Source organism: Sulfuricaulis sp. (assembly GCF_041499725.1).
GTDB lineage: Bacteria > Pseudomonadota > Gammaproteobacteria > Acidiferrobacterales > Sulfurifustaceae > Sulfuricaulis.
In genome coordinates this window covers 40,844-58,250 of sequence record NZ_JBGQKW010000006.1, presented here as the reverse complement: position 1 = coordinate 58,250, position 17,407 = coordinate 40,844, and the positions used below count along the sequence as shown (strand labels likewise).

16 protein-coding genes are annotated in these 17,407 nt (G+C 60.3%); 3 read left to right on the top strand and 13 right to left on the bottom strand.

Features of this window, described 5'->3' with window-relative positions:
• The first annotated feature begins 3 nt into the window (after positions 1-3).
• Genes ACC569_RS02315 through ACC569_RS02305 form a run of 3 tightly spaced genes read left to right on the top strand, consistent with a single transcriptional unit; the run spans position 4 to position 1,882 of the window.
• On the top strand, positions 4-1,137 hold the full coding sequence (locus tag ACC569_RS02315; RefSeq protein ID WP_372521883.1) for a YeiH family protein: 1,134 nt from the start codon (positions 4-6) through the stop codon (positions 1,135-1,137).
• Between the two features lie 19 nt (positions 1,138-1,156).
• Positions 1,157-1,417, top strand: a complete 261-nt coding sequence (locus ACC569_RS02310; RefSeq protein ID WP_372521881.1) for a hypothetical protein — start codon at positions 1,157-1,159, stop codon at positions 1,415-1,417.
• 18 nt (positions 1,418-1,435) lie between these two features.
• Positions 1,436-1,882 carry a universal stress protein gene (locus ACC569_RS02305; protein WP_372521880.1) on the top strand — a complete coding sequence of 149 codons (447 nt, stop codon included), beginning with the start codon at positions 1,436-1,438 and terminating at the stop codon, positions 1,880-1,882.
• 125 nt (positions 1,883-2,007) lie between these two features.
• Here ACC569_RS02305 and ftsB read toward each other — a convergent pair whose 3' ends face one another.
• The 13 genes from ftsB to ACC569_RS02240 form a co-directional block, all read right to left on the bottom strand.
• The gene (gene ftsB, locus ACC569_RS02300) at positions 2,008-2,331 is read right to left on the bottom strand and encodes a cell division protein FtsB (protein ID WP_372521879.1); all 324 of its coding nucleotides are present in this window, start codon (positions 2,329-2,331) and stop codon (positions 2,008-2,010) included.
• Between the two features lie 35 nt (positions 2,332-2,366).
• The gene (eno, locus tag ACC569_RS02295) at positions 2,367-3,662 is read right to left on the bottom strand and encodes a phosphopyruvate hydratase (protein ID WP_372521878.1); all 1,296 of its coding nucleotides are present in this window, start codon (positions 3,660-3,662) and stop codon (positions 2,367-2,369) included.
• Positions 3,663-3,745: 83 nt separating this feature from the next.
• Positions 3,746-4,591, bottom strand: coding sequence for a 3-deoxy-8-phosphooctulonate synthase (gene kdsA / locus ACC569_RS02290; protein ID WP_372521877.1), 846 nt, complete (start codon positions 4,589-4,591; stop codon positions 3,746-3,748).
• A complete protein-coding gene (locus ACC569_RS02285; RefSeq protein WP_372521876.1) occupies positions 4,588-6,243 on the bottom strand; it encodes a CTP synthase in 1,656 nt (551 codons plus the stop codon). The genes kdsA and ACC569_RS02285 overlap by 4 nt, the downstream gene beginning before the upstream one ends.
• Before the next feature lie 237 nt (positions 6,244-6,480).
• Positions 6,481-7,143 carry an OmpA family protein gene (locus ACC569_RS02280; RefSeq protein ID WP_372521875.1) on the bottom strand — a complete coding sequence of 221 codons (663 nt, stop codon included), beginning with the start codon at positions 7,141-7,143 and terminating at the stop codon, positions 6,481-6,483.
• A 287-nt stretch (positions 7,144-7,430) separates the two neighbouring features.
• A complete protein-coding gene (locus ACC569_RS02275; protein WP_372521874.1) occupies positions 7,431-8,261 on the bottom strand; it encodes a neuromedin U in 831 nt (276 codons plus the stop codon).
• Positions 8,262-8,441: 180 nt separating this feature from the next.
• Positions 8,442-10,637 carry a patatin-like phospholipase family protein gene (locus ACC569_RS02270; RefSeq protein ID WP_372521873.1) on the bottom strand — a complete coding sequence of 732 codons (2,196 nt, stop codon included), beginning with the start codon at positions 10,635-10,637 and terminating at the stop codon, positions 8,442-8,444.
• 165 nt (positions 10,638-10,802) lie between these two features.
• Positions 10,803-11,852 carry a DUF4105 domain-containing protein gene (locus tag ACC569_RS02265; protein ID WP_372521872.1) on the bottom strand — a complete coding sequence of 350 codons (1,050 nt, stop codon included), beginning with the start codon at positions 11,850-11,852 and terminating at the stop codon, positions 10,803-10,805.
• Between the two features lie 126 nt (positions 11,853-11,978).
• Complete coding sequence (locus tag ACC569_RS02260; RefSeq protein WP_372521871.1) at positions 11,979-12,692, bottom strand: DUF3313 domain-containing protein; 714 nt, start codon at positions 12,690-12,692, stop codon at positions 11,979-11,981.
• A gap of 288 nt (positions 12,693-12,980) precedes the next feature.
• The gene (locus ACC569_RS02255; protein WP_372521870.1) at positions 12,981-13,565 is read right to left on the bottom strand and encodes a chalcone isomerase family protein; all 585 of its coding nucleotides are present in this window, start codon (positions 13,563-13,565) and stop codon (positions 12,981-12,983) included.
• A gap of 102 nt (positions 13,566-13,667) precedes the next feature.
• Positions 13,668-15,329 carry a mechanosensitive ion channel family protein gene (locus tag ACC569_RS02250; RefSeq protein WP_372521869.1) on the bottom strand — a complete coding sequence of 554 codons (1,662 nt, stop codon included), beginning with the start codon at positions 15,327-15,329 and terminating at the stop codon, positions 13,668-13,670.
• A gap of 236 nt (positions 15,330-15,565) precedes the next feature.
• On the bottom strand, positions 15,566-16,162 hold the full coding sequence (locus tag ACC569_RS02245) for a DUF502 domain-containing protein (RefSeq protein ID WP_372521868.1): 597 nt from the start codon (positions 16,160-16,162) through the stop codon (positions 15,566-15,568).
• Between the two features lie 362 nt (positions 16,163-16,524).
• Positions 16,525-17,232, bottom strand: a complete 708-nt coding sequence (locus tag ACC569_RS02240) for a DUF3313 domain-containing protein (RefSeq protein ID WP_372521867.1) — start codon at positions 17,230-17,232, stop codon at positions 16,525-16,527.
• Positions 17,233-17,407: the final 175 nt, after the last annotated feature.

Sequence of the window (17,407 nt, the reverse complement as noted above, 5' to 3'; positions counted from 1 at the left end):
GCCATTCCCGGCCTGGCCCTGATCGTCATCACCTTGGTGATTATCCGCGGCTACCCCGGCATGGACATCGCCGGCTTCAAAGGAATCGAACCATGGATGGCCGCCACCAAAGTATTCGGGATGCAGAAACCGCTAACCGACGCCTTCCATCTCAACTACATCCTGCTCGGCATCATCGCCGGCTTGCTTTACCGCAATGTGATCTTCGGCGGGGAAATCCCGGCAATCTTCAGTGACGGATTCAAGCTCTCACGTCTCATGATCAAGACCGGCATCATCCTGCTCGGCTCGCTCTACACCGTACAGGCCATCGTGCAACTCGGCGCCTTCGCCATTTTCCTGATCGGCGGCTTCGTGCTCCTGACCATCGTGATGGTATTGTGGCTCGGCAAGGTATTCGGGATAGATCGCTCGATGACCGGCGTGCTCGCCAATGCGCTTAGCATCTGTGGCGTCAGTGCAGCGGTGGCCACGGCTCCGGCGGTGGAAGGCAGGGCGTCTCAGGTCGCTTACGCCATCGCCACCATTCTGGGTTTCGGCATCTTGACCATGTTCATCAGCCCCTTCATCGGCCACGCCTTGGGTCTAACCGACCTGCAATACGGCGCCTGGATCGGCACCGGCATTCTCAATTCTGGCCAGGTACTGGCGGCGGCGCTCGCGTTCAACCCCACGATTGCGCCTGGCACGGCGGTATCTGTCGGAGAGATCTGGAACATCATGCGCGTGATCTCCATCCCGTTCGCCGTATTTATCGTAACGGTGTGGTACTGGGCCGGCAAGGAAGCGCAAGAGAGCAAGACTGCACGCAAAAGCCTGGGGACGCTATTAGTGGAAAAGTTCCCGGTGTTCGTCATCGGCTTCCTGGTCGTGGTGCTGCTCACCAGCCTCGGCGCTTTCGGCGATGTCGGCCTCAAAGGCGGACCGGCGGCCTCCGCGACCATCAAGATGTTGCGTATGTGGATGCAGTGGATCTTCGGCTTCGGTCTCGTGGGTCTTGGCGGCTACATCAGCTTCCGGGAACTCAGCCAAGCCGGTGGCGCGCCGCTCAAGATCGGACTCATCGTGGGTGTGACCAAATACGTTCTGGCGCTCATCGTGGTCCTGATCATCAAAGACTACCTGGTATCCATTTAATACCTAAGGGGAAACGAATATGGCTAAAGCAGGAAGTGAAACAGTCGGCGCTGCCGGCGATAAGAGCAAAATGACGCTGTTCAAGGATGACCGCGCCGAGGATATCGGTGCGATCGTGGTAGCGACGCTCGTCATTGCCGTCATCATGCTTGCAACCATGGGCAAGACAACCAGCCCACCCGCGCCAGCACCGGCGAGCCCTCCGGCCATCACGGCCCCGGCGGCTCCCGCCGCACCGGCACCCGCTCCGACGGCGCCGACGGCTCCCGTGACAAAATAGCCGAACCGACAACTTGCGGTGACGCATATTGTCGTGGCCATCGACGGTTCAGCGGCCTCGCAAGAGGCCCTGAACCAGGCTGCCAATATCGCCCGTCAGAGTCATGCCGACCTGACGGGCGTTTTTGTCATAGACAGCCAGTGGCCGGACTTCATCGGCAACGACTGGCAGTCTTCCAAGGGCGCGCGCCAGGGATTTCTCGACTACATCCAGGATGAACAGGAGCAGCAGGCCGAGGCGGCGCGCCGGCAATTCGAAGCCACCGTCAATGGCATGTCGGCGGCGGTGTTTTCGGTGGAGGCAGGCGACCCGGTGGAGGTAATCCTGCAGCTCGCTAATAAACCATCCACCGATCTGCTGGTGCTGAGCCGGCGGGTATTCCAAGTCAGCGGACGGCCCAGCCTCAAGACCCTGGGTGAAAGACTGGCCAAAAAGGCGACCAAGCCGTTTCTGCTGTATCCGTAGTTAGGAAAGCAGTGATTAAGTCATTCCGTTCGTGCTGAGCTTGTCGATATACGAACGGCAAATACGGCACTTAACAGGGTCGCCATATGTTCGTGGTTCGACTGGCTCACCACGAACGGACTGAATCAGGGCTTGAATTTTTTGTCGGCCGGCGGGACTTTGTCGCGCGGCTGTTCGATCACCTGAAAGAAAACTTCACCCTTCTTAACCATCCCGAGTTCCGTCCGGGCGCGCTCCTCGATCGCCGCCAGCCCCTGCTTGAGGTCGTTCACGTCGGCCTCGAGTGCCTGATTGCGATCCTTCAACCGGGCGTTTTCCTGTTCCTGCGCGGCGATTTCGCGGTCGAGACGCCACACGGCAAATACGCCGCCGTTGCCGAACCACAGCGGATATTGCAGCAGCACCAGAATCGCTAACAGGACATAGGTGGCGATCTTCACGAGCTTCATTCTAGCCAACCGAGCAGATGGCACCCGGGGCAGCGCTACCTGGCAAGCATGGGAAAGGCGCGGCGTCCGGGATAGCGGCTCGCGGAACCCAGTTCTTCCTCGATGCCCAGCAGCCGGTTGTACTTGGCCACGCGGTCAGAGCGCGACAGCGAGCCGGTCTTGATCTGTCCGCTGCCGGTGGCTACCGCGAGATCGGCGATAAACGTGTCCTCGGTCTCGCCCGAACGGTGCGAGATGACGGTCGTGTAACCGGCCTGACGTGCCATGGCGATGGCCGCCAAAGTCTCGCTCAGCGTGCCGATCTGATTGACCTTGATAAGAATGGAATTCGCAACGCCCCGTTTGATGCCTTCCTGGAGAATCGCCGTGTTCGTGACGAATATATCGTCGCCCACGATCTGAATTTTTTTGCCGAGCTTTTTCGTCATCAGCTCCCACCCAACCCAGTCACTCTCGCCACAACCGTCTTCGAGGGTGATGATCGGATACCGGGCGACCCAGTCGGCCATTTTGTCGATTAACTGTTCGGCCGTCAGGCTGGCATGTTCCGACTCAAGTTCGTATTTTCCGTTTTTATTGAATTCGGAGCTGGCCGCGTCGATGCCGAGACACACATCGGCGCCCGGTTTATATCCGGCCTTCTCGATGCCTTGCAGGATAACCTGTAACGCCGCTTCGTTGGATTGGAGATCCGGGGCAAACCCGCCCTCATCGCCCACGGTGGTGTTGAGTTTCATTCCGCGCAGTACTTTTTTCAGGGCGTGAAACACCTCGGCGCCGCAACGCAGCGCTTCGGCAAATGTCGCGGCGCCCACCGGCAAGATCATGAATTCCTGGAAATCGATGTTGTTGTCGGCATGCGCACCGCCGTTGATGACGTTCATCATCGGTACCGGTAACTGCATCGGCACGCCTCCCGCCAGACCGTTGAGGTAACGGTAGAGCGGCTGACTGGCTTCGGCCGCCGCCGCACGCACGCACGCGAGCGACACCGCGAGCGTGGCATTGGCGCCGAGACGGGATTTGTTTTCCGTGCCGTCGAGATCGATCAGGGTACGATCGATGGCCGCCTGATCGTTCGCCTCCCTGCCGAGCAGCGCCTGGCGTATTTCGCCATTGACGTTGGCACAGGCCTTTTTGACGCCCTTGCCGCCATAACGCCGGGCATCGCCGTCGCGCAGCTCGATGGCCTCGCGGCTGCCGGTGGAGGCGCCGGAGGGCACGGCGGCACGACCGACAGCGCCGGACTTCAGGGTGACATCCGCTTCAACAGTGGGATTCCCGCGCGAATCGAGTATCTCGCGCGCACGTATATCGATAATCGCAGCCATGGTTTTTCTTGAAATTTAAATGATAATGTAGGGTGGGTTAACGCCTGCATTTGGCGCGTAACCCAGTAGTCACATAGGTAGTCTTAATTTGGCGGCAATGACATCTCCGCAAAACCTTGTTTCTTTACACAGCTGTCCAGCTCCTTGAGGGTCTGCAACAGATTTTTCATGCGTCCCAGCGCCCAGGCGTTCGGTCCATCGGACAGCGCCTTATCCGGGTTCGGATGGGTTTCCATGAACAGGCCCGCGACGCCAGTCGCAACCGCGGCGCGCGCCAGCACCGGCACAAACTCGCGCTGACCGCCGCTCCTCGTGCCCTGCCCGCCGGGCAACTGCACCGAATGCGTTGCATCGAACACCACCGGACATCCGGTCTCGCGCATGATCGCGAGCGAGCGCATGTCCGACACCAGGTTATTGTAACCGAAAGACACACCGCGTTCGCACACCAGGATACGATCCTTGCCACCGGCCTCGACCGCCTTGTCCACGACGTTCTTCATGTCGTGCGGCGCCAGGAACTGGCCCTTCTTGATGTTCACCGGCTTGCCGGCCGCGACCACGGCGCGGATGAAATCCGTCTGCCGGCACAGGAAGGCGGGCGTTTGCAACACGTCCACGGCCGCGGCGACGGCGTCGATGTCCTCGGCCTCATGCACGTCCGTCAGCACCGGCACGCCGATCTGTTTCCGCACCTTGGCCAGTATCGCCAGGCCCTGCTCCATGCCGAGGCCGCGATAGGACTTTGATGAGCTGCGGTTGGCCTTGTCATAGGACGATTTGTAGATGAACGGGATGCCGAGACTCCGGGTGATTTCCTTGAGCTGGCCGGCGGTATCCAGAGCCATGGCCTCGGATTCAATCACGCACGGACCGGCAATGAGGAAAAACGGCCGGTCGAGCCCGGCCTCGAAACCGCAAAGCTTCATGTGGCGGCGGCCTGCGGGCGCGTGATCGTCTGGGCATGGCGCGCCCGGGCGGCCTGTACATAGCCGGTGAACAGCGGATGACCGTCACGCGGCGTGGAGGTGAATTCCGGATGGAACTGCACGCCCACGAACCAGGGGTGATCCGCCAGTTCGATGATTTCGACCAGCGTGCCGTCCACGGAGGTGCCGGCAACCACCAGGCCCTTCTCCGGGAGGCTGTCGCGATACTGGTTGTTGAATTCGTAGCGGTGGCGGTGACGCTCAACGATGGAATCCTTGCCGTACAGACCACGCACATGCGTCCCCGGCATCAGCTTGCATTCCTGGCCGCCCAGACGCATGGTGCCGCCGAGATCGCCGCCCGCGTTGCGTTTTTCCTTGCCGCCTTCCGAGGTGGTCCATTCGGTAATCATGGCGATCACCGGATGCGGCGTCTTGGGATTGAATTCGGTACTGTGGGCGCCCTTGAGACCTGCGACGTTACGCGCATACTCGATCACGGCGACCTGCATGCCGAGGCAAATGCCGAGATAAGGAACACCGTGGGTGCGCGCATAGTGGGCGGCCTTGATCTTGCCTTCGATGCCGCGCTCGCCGAAACCGCCTGGCACGAGGATGGCGTCCACGTCCTCGAGCTGGGCCGTGCCCTGGCTGTCGATCAGTTCGGAATCCACGTATCGGATATTGACGCAGGTGTGCGTATGCAGGCCGGCGTGTTTCAGGGCCTCGGACAGGGACTTATAGGATTCCGTGAGGTGCACGTATTTGCCGACCATGGCGACCGTGATCGTATCGGTCGGATGTTCCATGGCGTGCACCACCTTGTCCCATTCGCCGAGATTGGCCTTGCGTGCATTGAGATGCAGCTTCTCCACCACGATCTCGTCCAGACCCTGCTCGTGCAGCAGCCGCGGAATCTTGTAGATATTGTCCACGTCGATGGCCGAGATGACGGCGCGCGTGGGGACATTGGTGAACAGCGCGATCTTGCGTCGATCGTCCTCCGGCAACGGGCGTTCCGCGCGGCATAGCAAGATATCTGGCTGAATGCCGAGCGACAGCAGTTCCTTGACCGAGTGCTGGGTGGGTTTGGTCTTGAGTTCGCCCGCCGCCGCGATGTACGGCACCAGCGTCAGATGCAGATACACGACATTGCTTGGCCCCTGCTCCACGCCCATCTGGCGGATCGCCTCGAGAAACGGTTGCGATTCGATGTCGCCCACCGTTCCGCCGATTTCGACCAAGGCCACGTCGGCGTCGTTCGCGCCCTGCTGAATGCAGCGTTTGATCTCGTCCGTGATGTGCGGGATGACCTGCACGGTCGCGCCCAGATAATCGCCGCGGCGTTCCTTGCGGATGACGTTCTCGTAAATTTTGCCGGTGGTGAAGTTGTTGCGTTTCGTCATCGTGGTGCGCACGAAACGCTCGTAGTGCCCGAGATCGAGATCGGTCTCGGCGCCGTCCTGCGTGACGTACACTTCGCCATGCTGATACGGGCTCATGGTGCCCGGATCGACGTTAATATAGGGGTCCAGCTTGAGGAGAGTGACCTTGAGGCCGCGCGCTTCAAGGATGGTGCCCAGCGAGGCGGAGGCGATTCCTTTACCCAAGGAGGACACCACACCGCCGGTCACAAAAACAAATTTGGTCATTTCGGCCCGTTTAGCAGGAGTTGAATAACACCGCAGAACGGATACACAAGTTACCAGATGGCAGCGTTTTTCACAACTATTTTATTCTAAAAACCGCCACGGCCGATGCGGGCGAAACCCGGCGTCACAAAGTTGCACCGCATCCCTAAGGCGCGAGGGAGACCGAGTAGTCCCCTCGCGCACACGGAACACGGGAAGGCTCAGGCCAAAGCCGGCAACGACGCGGAAAAGCTTCCCTTACTTCGCATAGCCGATCACTTCAACCTCGACGCGGCGATTCTGCGCGCGGCCTTTGGCTGTCTTGTTATCGGCAATCGGCTTGTCTTCGCCCATTCCGGCCACCTCCATCTTGCTGGCATCGGCGCCGATACTGATCAGGTAATCGCGTACCGCTTCGGCGCGCCGTACCGACAGCTTCTGGTTGTATTCGGGCGTGCCGGAGCTGTCCGTGTGGCCGGTAATTTTCACCGTCTTGGCTTCGCTCATCTCCGCTCGCGTCTGTTCGCGGTACTCCTTGATCTTCTGCTCTCCCGCAGGCGTCAGATTTGACTTGTTGACGGCAAACAGTGCCGCCGCCTCGAACACCATTACTTTCGGGGTCGGCGCCACCACTACGGGTGCAGGCTCGGGTGCGGGCGCAACCACCGGTGCGGGTGCAGGCGCGGGTGCGACAACCTTCGGCTCGGGGAACAACTCGGGGTGACACTCCTTGGTGGCGTTATCTTTATTCCAGGCGGATGTCAGAATACATTTTCCGCCGCTGTCGTGCTCGACTTTGCCGCTCGCGTCGTAGCTATATCCCGGCGACATCGCCGCCTGTGCGGAAAACGCCGTGACCGTGGCGACCAGCAGTGACGAAAACGTCAGCGTGGGCGAAAAGGCTTGTTTGTGTTTGTTCATGGCTCGGATCCTCTAAAAAATAGTATGTAATGATGGTCTACAACTGCGCAGACCGTTTGCAATCCGTATATATAGTGTTATCTACGGATGCGAAACCAGACATCGACATCCAACATTAACCGTGCACACTATTGTGTCGGTATCAGAAACACCGGGATATTGGACCTTGGTCCAATGTTTGGTGTGCTGCCGTGGTCGACACGTGAAGCATCCATGCGCCGTGGACTCCGCTTACGGTGGGCGCGTGTTACCGTCAACGGATGGGAAATAGCGGCGACGCGTTCATGTCACTTCGGAAAAAGGAACGCGAGTTGCAGCCGCAACTGCCAGTTCGGCGCGTTATCGGGACGCTCGACGTTGTAGTACGCTGACACCTGGGCATTGACGGGCTGTTTGCCGATTCTGAAGATCTGGCCGATGCCCAGCCCCAGCGGCACGGTCCATTCGTTGCCGCTGTCGGCGGCCTTCCAATTAGCGGTGATGATCGGCGAGAACGTCAGGTAACGCCCGGGGTGTTGCGGATAGTTGTAGTTGATAAAGGGTTGAAGCAGGAATTGGTTCACGGCAGGACGATAGCCACCCGACACCGACCAGATATTATTAACGAGCCCGCCGTAAACCCAGTGTCCATCGATCTTCAGCAGCACCGCCGTGGGGCCGAGCCCGGTTTTACCTTGTCCGAGTCGATCGTTGTTGGCGGTGTCGAACTGCGCGATCGCGCCCGCCCCCCAGATCCAGCCGCCAGCGGTCGGTTTGACCGGCGAGAGAAAAGCCGAAAACTGGATGTCGCCCAAGCCGGTCGTGCTGTCCTGGTTTTGCACGAATGCGGGTTGCGAGATTATAGGAATGATCGTACGGGTGATGAGGTTCCAATCGGCATTGAGATGCACGGGGTAAACCGGCTGGATGTTGAGCACTTCCTGGGTCTTGTTCAGCGGTCCGCTATTGAAGTTGGCGTTGTATTGAAATGGCAGGCTGATCATATCGGCCACCGGGTTCTGCGCCTTCTTCGCCAATTCGGTTGCGTTCTCATCGGCCTGGGCGGCGATTGCCGCGATGACCAACGCGACACCGAAGACGCCGCATTGAAATTTCACGCTCAACTTTGCCGGTTTCATGGCTCAATTCCCTAGTCCGGTTGATCCGGAAATAAAAAAGTTAGCACCCAGACTGCGGTTGAGGTATTGGACCTTGGTCTAACCAAGTGGCCTGAATAACCGACCGATTCGGACTCGAACAGATGACGGCGACCACGGCAGGCAGTCGCATGCCCCTCCTGAAGATTACTTTCGTCGCTTTCAGAAAGTGAAGCGCGGTCCCAGATAGAGGTAGAAGCTGTGATCACCCGTGTCCGCGCGACCGTAAGCGAGATAGAAGGGTCCGATCGGGGTATCCACTCCCAGGAACACGCTGCCGGCGGTGATGGCGTTGTTGTAGGAAACATCTTTCGAATCCTGCCACACGTTGCCGCGCTCGAGGGTTACGCCGAGGTAGGACTTGAATAACTGAATGTCATTGATACGACGATAGTAGGCTAGTGTGATCAGTCCCGCGTCCTGGCCACTCAATTGGCCCTCCTGCAATCCGGAGAGACGCAGGAAGCCGCCCAGCCGAACCCGCGCTCCCAGGGGCGCGGTGCCGTCCAGCGTGCTGAAGCCAGAAATCCTGCCAACCACGGTATTACGACCCCAGGTAAAGGCATGAAGAAAGTCCAAAATAGCCTGATCGTAATCCGTGCTGGCACCGTACCCATCGCGCGAGACGCGGTACTCGGCCCTGCCGAAATGGCCCGTGCGGGGAAAATTGACGCTGTCCACCCTGTCATCGGATAACCTCAGGAAAACATAGCCCAGGTCCACGTCTATGTCCGGCGCCGGCGCACCGACTGTGACCTCGGCCGTGCCGCTTGCCCGATAGTAGCCGAGCCTGCCTTCGCCCCAAGTGCCGAAATCCCGGCCTGCCGCCAGTTCCAACTTGGTGCTGGCCAGCAGATAGCGGGAAAGCCGGTTACCATCGTTATCGAAAACATCCTCGTTCGTTTTTTCGTAGCCGACCTTGCCGGTTGCGAAGTAGCGGGACAGCGGATCGAGAGGCTGGTACAGCTCCGTGAAAATGCCCGGTTCATCGCCCACTTGCCCACCCAGGCGCCATTCTCCGTTGAGCGCGTTGATCTCGGTGCGCGTATAAAGGACGCCTGCCTTGAATGTACTCTCACCCTTAAAGTTATTGGCAGTGGCGAGTCCGAACTGGAGGTAGCCCGGACCCCAGTGCTTCTCCGTGACGCTGATCACCAGGACGTTCTTGCCGTCCTCGCGCACCACGTCGTAGCGTACGGACTCGAATATCTCGAGCCCGTAGATCTGGCCGATGTCCTGCTCCAGTCGTTCCATGTCGAGCGGCTGACCCGGCTTGGCCGAGATGCGCTCGGCAATGACGGCGTCACCGACCCGGGAGTGATTGTCGATGCGCACCAAATCGATCACCGGCGCCTCCTGCCGGGGGCGCGCGTGCTGCGCGCGAAACCGCGCATAATCCTGCGGGCTGAGGGAATAGCGTCGCAAGGCGTCGATCGCATCTCGCGCGCTGCGCTCGCCGATCGGGAAGGTCTCAGTCACTCGTTCGAAGTCGCCACCGCCGATGTCTCCAAGCGACGGGCGAATGAGGACGTCACGCGGCCTCAGAGTCTTCAGCTGCTGCTCGGAATTAAGGGTGAACAGGTAGTTGGCGAGCTGTCCGGTGACGCTCAGCGCGCTGGTGATTTCCTTGCGGCTGAAAAGTCCGCTGCCCACGTCCACCACGATCAGAACCTCGGCGCCCATGTCGCGCGCCACGTTCACGGGCACGTTGTTGGCAATGCCGCCGTCCACCAGCAACCGGCCATCGATCTCCACCGGATCGAACGCCGCCGGCACCGCCATGCTGGCGCGGATGGACTTGCTGAGGTTGCCCTTTGCCAACACAACCGGTTTGCCGGTCTCGATGTCGGCGGCCACGGCCCGGTAGGGAATGGGCAGGCGATTGAAGTCCTTCACTTCAACCACGGGCAGAGTGAGCCGGTTGAGTGCCAGGTCGAACTTCTGACCGCGGATATAGGCGAGCGGGATATCGATCTTGCCGTCGTTGAAACCCAGCATGGCCTTGAATGCGTAGTTGTAGTCGTCGCTCTTGCGGCGGAAAGATCGGTCCGCGCGATTGGGATCGTCCTGGAACAGGTCTTTCCAGTCCATCGCCCGCATTTCGCGTTCTATCTCCTCCGAATTCATACCGGAGGCATAAAGGCCGCCGACGATGGAGCCCATGCTGGTGCCGACGACGTAATCAACGGGAATGCGCAACTCCTCCAGCACCTTCAGCACCCCCACGTGCGCGCCCCCGCGTGCACCCCCGCCGCCCAGCACGAGACCGATGCGCGGCCGCCGGGCGGCGGTAGATTCATCCGCCGCGTTGACAGCCAGTGCCGGCAACACGAACAGGACCGCCAGCGCCAGAGCCAAGAGCCCAATCGCCCAACGATTCCTATAACCTGCGCCGATGGCAATTGTTAGTGGCAGAGAACACTCCTTAATGTCAGGACGAACGAGCGCAGCGAGTAGGGCTTCATTTTTGTCTTGTGTGCTTCCATCGTGCTCTTGCAGTTTCTCAAAGACGCCTCGATGCGTCTATGGGGAAGCAGATAACTGTGCTCCCGGCAATCCCGCGCGGATTTGCCGGGAGAAATCCGCGGCCTTGTCCGCCGCCTGGGCGCGTGTGTTGACGTGCGCGCGGCGCTGGAGCGCGGCGAACGGCAGGCTGCTGTCGAGCCTCCCGATCTCGTACAGATATTCGGGCACGTAGCCGCTCGCCAGGACCTTCCAGGAAAGGGGCGGGTGACCCGGGTTGATACGGGTATGCATCCAGATCGCGGTGGTGCAGTTGGTGGTGAGCGTGTTGTACCATTCCGGCCGGTCCTTGAGTGCGTTGATTTCCTCGATGTACTGGAGAAACACGCGGCGTCCTTTCTCGGCCGAACCGTTCACGCGATAGACGTAGACATCCTCCGGCGGATCTTTGCGGTAGTTGGTGCGCAAACGGATAACGTCGCGCTCGTCGGCCACCACATAATAGAGTTCGTACTGCCTGAAAAATCCTTTCACTGTCGAATAGCCCTCACCGCGCTCCTTGCGTGTCTCGATGGAGATGGCGAGATGATCCCCGCCTTGGAAGTCGAAACTCAGGAAAATATGGGCAATGGCCGGCCCCATCCAGTAGGAAGCGATGAGGTCCACTCCATCGAGCTTGCGCAGGTCGAAGGTCTTATCGTAGTACGCGGGAGTGAAATCGGTTTCGGTCCGGTAGACGAAGTTGCGGATGTTGTGCACCGTGACCCGGTCGCCGTCGATGATGGCGTACGGCAGGATCGCGACATCCGGCTGCCAGTCGCGGTCGTTGGACGGCGCGAGGCTGCTCCACCAGGACAGCAGCGCCGCAAACAGCACGAGGTAAACCGCGAGCACGCGCCAACGCCACCGCGGCAGCGCGAACCCGACGAACGCGATCAGGGAAGCCAGGGCAAACGCGGTGGCGAGCCCTGTCCGCAGGGCAAGGCTCTCGTGGTCGAAGTAATAGAGAGCCAGCACCCCCCAACCGGCTATGCCCAACAGGAGCAGCCCCACGAATACAATGCCGGCGAGCCTGGCGAAACGTTTGAAGAACGTCGCCGGGGGCTTCATGCGCGCCGCGGAAGGACCGCCTCAGACGCTCGCACGATTGCGCTCAGACATTGTCTCGCTCCATCGGCAATCAAACTGCCGTTATGCAACGTGCCGCTCACACAGGACGGGCGACGGAGTGGCCGGTTAACGCGGACGCAGATTCTTGCCGGCGAAATCCGCCGCGAGCTGAGCCCAATTGTCTAGAATAGGCTTCACATTATCGAGGGCCACCATCTTCTCGCCCTTATCTTCCCCCTCTTTCACCTTTTTCACCTCGGTACCGGTACCCTTCTTAACGACCGCGCCAATCCGCTCGCCCGATTGGCTGTCGAGCACCTCGAGCTCGGTGCATAGCTCCGCATTCTTGGCGCGCGCCCCGGCCGCCCCCTTGACGCCCTGGACAATCAGCGCAATCGGAATGTATTGATAGGCCTTGAGCGCCGCCGTCTCGGCCGCCACCGCGGTGAGCGCCACACGCATACGCACCACGCCGGGACCCGCCTGGTCCACGACTGTGGTCTTCTCGCCGATCTTCTGGCGCAACGCCTGATCGAAATAATCCCTGATCTGATCCAGGGTCGCCGAGTCGACGTTCTTGTCCGGATGGGGTGCCGGATAAAACTCGACGCGATCGATCATGACCTTGCTATATTTGCCGGAGGTCAGTTTCGGACTGATGTAACGCATCACCTTGTCTCCTTTCGCGTCTTTCTCTTCCTTGAGCTGCGAGTAGTCCTTTAGGAATCCGGAGTATTGTTCTTTTTTGACCAGCGTGTCGCTCGCATTGGCCGCAAATGGCATGGCGATGGCGATGGCGACGGCAAAAACCGTCAGGGTACGCGTGAGCGATGTCATCATGGTGTGGTCCTCGTAAAAGTGTGCAAGATGAAAAGAAGCAAGCCTGTCCTCCACGACAGCCTATCCCTGCTGCAGTGGGTCAGGAATTGGACTTTGGTCTAACACGGCAACCACCTTGCTAAAGTGCCTGACAAAATGGAATTTTCCGCCGGTTTCTCCTAGATTGCGCACTGCCGGTTTATCTGAGCTTTTCCGCATATATTTGCGCCGCGCGCCGCACGGCGGATCGGGATCGTCGGGGCTCGCAATAACCAACCGGCCGAATCGAAAAGACCGCATTGGCAGCGCTTAGCCGCAGTCGCCACCGAGCAGTCCGGCCTTCAGGCTCGGGTTCGGCGGCGTGGCGCCCAGCCAGATCGAAAGGAACGCCTTCGCGAAGTCATCCCCTTCGATGGTGCCTTTGACCGTTCCATTCACATTCACCTCGATGCCCGCGCCCGGCTTGGCAACGAAGGTCAGCCGCTGTCCGGTCTTCATATCCGCCATCCAACCCTTGAGCTTCTCGATCCGTTCCTTGAGCGCGGGCAATTGGGCCTTGGCGTTATTGTCAAAACCCTCCTGCCAACCCTTGCTCAAGTCGGCGCCGTCGACATCGCGCAGGAACTGAAGGATAAGCTCCTTGCGAGTGTTGGATGCGAGGATCGCGTTCGCATCGGTGGAGGTCTGCGCCACGTACAGCGCGGCGACATAGACGTTGACCTTGAAGGCCGTCGCCTGGCGCAGACCAAGGCCGTTGAGCACCAGCGCGGTTCCTCCAGCCTGCGTTTGGTCTGGGAAGTTGACGCCTTTGCATTCCTTGCCGTGCGCAGGCGCGGCGGCGAGTGCGGCGAGCAACGCCACGGCGCGGAGATTTTGTGTAAGCGTAGTTTTCATCGTTGCGTCCTTATCGTTGGTCATTTCACTAACTCGATTTCACTTGGCCCCCAGGTCTTGTCGAACCACAGCTGGAGCCCGGGATCCTTCCCATCCTTAACTTTATCGAGCCGTCCCGGCGCCGGGCTCGGGCGGGCGCGCCGGCGCGGCGTACCACTGCTCACGCGACACGACCTTTGCCTGCGTCGGGTCCGCCTCGTAAGCCGGCGTCATAATCTGCACGCCGTATTCGTTGAACACGTCGAGGATGTTCTGGTGCAGCGCCGTGTAGAGCAGCGCCATGGTGTGCGGGTCGTCGCAATAGACATTGAGCTCATACGTCACGGCAAAGTCACCTAGCAACTTCTGCAGTACGAACGGCACGGGTTCTCGAAGCAGCCCGGGCGTGCGCTCAGCGGCGAGCTGCAGCATCGCCTCGACCTGGCGCCAGGGCGTCTCGTAGCCGATCCCGACGGTGGTGTGCAGGATCAGCCCGTGCGAGCGCGCGAGCCTGCTGTAGTTGACAACGTGACTGCCGACGATCAGTGAATTCGGGACAGTGATCTCCTCGTTCTTGATGGTGCGCAGGTGCGTCACCATGAGCCGGATTTCGGTCACGTCGCCGGTGATATCGTTGACCCGGATGCGATCGCCCACTTTGAACGCACGGCGGTAAAGTACGGAATAGCCCGCAATCAGGTTGGCGATGAACGACGACGATCCCAGCGAGAAGATCACGCCGATCAGGATCGATACGCCTTTGAATGCCTCCGAGTTCGACCCGGGGATATGTGGATAGGCCACCACCAGCGCGAGCGCGATGATGAACAGGCGCACGACTTTGTATGTTGGCATGGCCCATTCGCGCTCGAAACTCCTGGGTGCAATCGTGCCCTGCTCGATGCCGGTGAAGAACAGCCGCATGAGCCTCAGGATATAGCGTGTCACAATCGCCAGGATCGCCACGAACACCAGACCCGGCATGGCGCCGAGCAACCCCGTACCCATGGTGCGCAGCGGATCGATGAATATCGCCAGCAGCGACCCTGCGAACGGGCGGGTCCACGGATACAGTCCGAGGACGAAGTTCGCATACAGATAGGCGGCCACCAGCACCGCGAGCACGTGCAGGCCCTGGAGCAGACCGCGCACCGACTTCCACACCTGTCCCGCCAAAATGATCTGGTGGGACTGGGCCTGCAAGCCTTCGATCCGTGACTGGAAGCGCCGCTCAACGACCGCATCGAGCCGGGGGAACCCGCGTCGGAAACCGAACACCAGCAGCGCGAACGCCAGCGTCGCGCCGAGCGCATAGGCCGTGTCAATCAGCAGCACGCGCGGGATGCGGTCGTGCCTATAAGTTTCGATGGCCCGCGCGATACGCTTATGCTGAACCTCCGCGAGCACCTGGCGCCGCACGCCCTCGAGCGCGGCATCCGAGTCCAGCACGCTCATGATCAACTGCTCGCCAGCGAGGAGATTCGTCCGATCCGCGAGGTCGGCGGTGCGCAACGACTCGACGGGGATCGAGGCATCCGCCGCGATGACGCGGATGCGTTCGCTCACGCTCTGCGCGCGCTCCTCGGCCGGGAAGGCCTCGATACCGCGCACGCGGAACAGCACTTCACCGTCCAGCGTGACCGCCGCGCGCGCGTACGTCGCCGCGCCGGCTACGGACGGTGCGGCGGTCGGGACCGCTGCACCGATCTCGGCTGCGAATGCCACTGGCGCTCCGGCGAGCATCGTAAGCGACAGAACCACCATCGAGACGAACGCGCTTACCATACAATCTCCTTGGTGTCGGCATCCCAGCCCGCCGAGGTCGGCGTTACCAGGAAGCGCTACTGCACATTACAGCCGTCGTACACGCGCCGGAATTGGACCTTGGTCGTATCGCGCCGGCGCACCGGGCGACCCCGTCGCCAGGTTCGAGGCGGCGAACACCGCCGCTATGGCCCGTGCGCTACCCCTCCACAGGCAATCCGCCTTTCGTGCACGGTACGTCGGCATACACCTGACGGTCAAGAACGCCGCATCGCCTGCAACAGGTCTTCCGAACCCGCGCCCAGCTTGGTCATGCAGCGAATCGCCTGACCAAAGGAGACGTCCACGATATGCACCAGCTCGCGCGGGAAAATGTAGATGGACCCCGAAGTCGGCGTGGGGACGTCGGGGACGAATACCGTGTAGCGACCGTCTGGGTGCTCCTCGATGATGAACGACGGCGCCAGCCCGCCCTCGATTTCCACCAGCGCTACCTTGTAGCGGATGTCTTCCTCCTCGCCCGCCGCGCGTCGCGTGATGCTGCGCAGCAGCGCGTAACCCGGCACCTTCTCGAACACACTTGCCTCGACGGTGCGCGCAAGTCGCCGGCCGATCGGTGTCCTGACGCTGAGCCCGACCGCAAAGCAGCCCAGAATCACCACGAGCGATTCGAGCGTCAGCGCGATCAGGCGCGGAAACGGTATGTCGTCCGGCAGGCGCGACATGACCGGCTCGAGCAGCGGGTGTATCGCCGCCACCCCGTGCCTGATCAGAACCACGATCACAACCACCGGGAGGATGATCAACAGCCCCCCGGTCAGGGTTGTTCTTACGAAGTCGATGACAGTCTTCATGCGCTCCTACTATTGGCCTCCGCGGTCATGCTTGAATGTCGCGCCTCAAGCTCGTGCCTTCTCGTTTCTGCATCGGTTGCCGGTTCGTTCTCTTCGGTGTCGCGATTCATGGCGGTCATCGCGTAGAGCAGCTCGCGGTCGGAAGCATGGCATGCTGGGCGGCGGCGAAGACGTCGGGAACTTTGTTGATCTGCGGCCGAGCCCAGGGCGACATTGTGGACGCAAGCGTAACGCGCATTTTTCTGGCGTACACCTGTTGGAAACAGGTGTACGTGCAAGCGCGGACTGGATCTTGTCCGCCACGAGATGTCGCCGCAACCGCAATTCCGGACGGTGACCCGGACCGAATACAGCGCGCCCGGTTAATGCGCGCCCAGATTCTTGCCGGCGAAATCTGCCACGAGCTGGGCCCAATTGTCCAAAATAGGCTTCACATTATCGAGGGCCACCATCTTCTCGCCCTTCTCGGCCCCCTTTTTCACCTCTTTCACCTCGGTACCGATGCCCTTCTTCACGACCGCGCCAATCCGCTGGCCCGATTGGCTGTCGAGGACATCCATCTCGGTATATAGCTCCGCATCCTTGGCGCGCGCCCCGGCGGCCCCCTTGATGCCCTGGACAAGCAGCGCAAACGGAATGTATTGATAGGCCTTGAGCGCTGCCGTCTCGGACTTCACCGCGGTGATTACCACGCGCAAACGAACCACATCGGGACCGGCCTGAGTCACGACCGGGACCTGCGCGCCAACCTTCTTACGCAACTCTTGATCGTAGTAATCCCGGATCTGGTACAGGGTCGCCGAGTCGACGCTCTTGTCCGCTTTGGGCGCCGGATAAAACTCGACTTGATCAATCATCACCTGATGATACTGGCCGGAGGTGAGTTTCGGACTAAGGTAGCGCATCACCTTGTCTCCTTTGGCGTCTTTCTCTTCCTTGAGCTGCGAGTAGTCCTTCAGAAATCCGGAGTAATTTTCCTTTTTGACCAGCGTGTCGCTCGCATTGGCCGCAAATGGCATGGCGATGGCGATGGCGACAACGGTTAAGGCGCGTGCATACGAGTTCATCATGGTGAAGTCCTCATTCGATTAACGGTTGTGGGTACCGACCTGACGACAAACATTATTCCTCACGCCACGCGTGCGGAATTGGACCTTGGTCTAATACGAGTCCTGCCGGCTAAATCGGCGCGGCACTGCGGATTATCGCCACGGTTCAGCGGTTGATGAGGCCCGAACCGCCTCG

Coding starts and splice junctions, on each gene's coding strand:
- ACC569_RS02310 (WP_372521881.1), top strand. CDS start 1,157: ATGGCTAAAGCAGGAAGTGAAACAGTCGGCGCTGCCGGCGATAAGAGC.
- ftsB (WP_372521879.1), bottom strand. CDS start 2,331: ATGAAGCTCGTGAAGATCGCCACCTATGTCCTGTTAGCGATTCTGGTG.
- eno (WP_372521878.1), bottom strand. CDS start 3,662: ATGGCTGCGATTATCGATATACGTGCGCGCGAGATACTCGATTCGCGC.
- kdsA (WP_372521877.1), bottom strand. CDS start 4,591: ATGAAGCTTTGCGGTTTCGAGGCCGGGCTCGACCGGCCGTTTTTCCTC.
- ACC569_RS02285 (WP_372521876.1), bottom strand. CDS start 6,243: ATGACCAAATTTGTTTTTGTGACCGGCGGTGTGGTGTCCTCCTTGGGT.
- ACC569_RS02280 (WP_372521875.1), bottom strand. CDS start 7,143: ATGAACAAACACAAACAAGCCTTTTCGCCCACGCTGACGTTTTCGTCA.
- ACC569_RS02275 (WP_372521874.1), bottom strand. CDS start 8,261: ATGAAACCGGCAAAGTTGAGCGTGAAATTTCAATGCGGCGTCTTCGGT.
- ACC569_RS02265 (WP_372521872.1), bottom strand. CDS start 11,852: ATGAAGCCCCCGGCGACGTTCTTCAAACGTTTCGCCAGGCTCGCCGGC.
- ACC569_RS02260 (WP_372521871.1), bottom strand. CDS start 12,692: ATGATGACATCGCTCACGCGTACCCTGACGGTTTTTGCCGTCGCCATC.
- ACC569_RS02255 (WP_372521870.1), bottom strand. CDS start 13,565: ATGAAAACTACGCTTACACAAAATCTCCGCGCCGTGGCGTTGCTCGCC.
- ACC569_RS02250 (WP_372521869.1), bottom strand. CDS start 15,329: ATGGTAAGCGCGTTCGTCTCGATGGTGGTTCTGTCGCTTACGATGCTC.
- ACC569_RS02245 (WP_372521868.1), bottom strand. CDS start 16,162: ATGAAGACTGTCATCGACTTCGTAAGAACAACCCTGACCGGGGGGCTG.
- ACC569_RS02240 (WP_372521867.1), bottom strand. CDS start 17,232: ATGATGAACTCGTATGCACGCGCCTTAACCGTTGTCGCCATCGCCATC.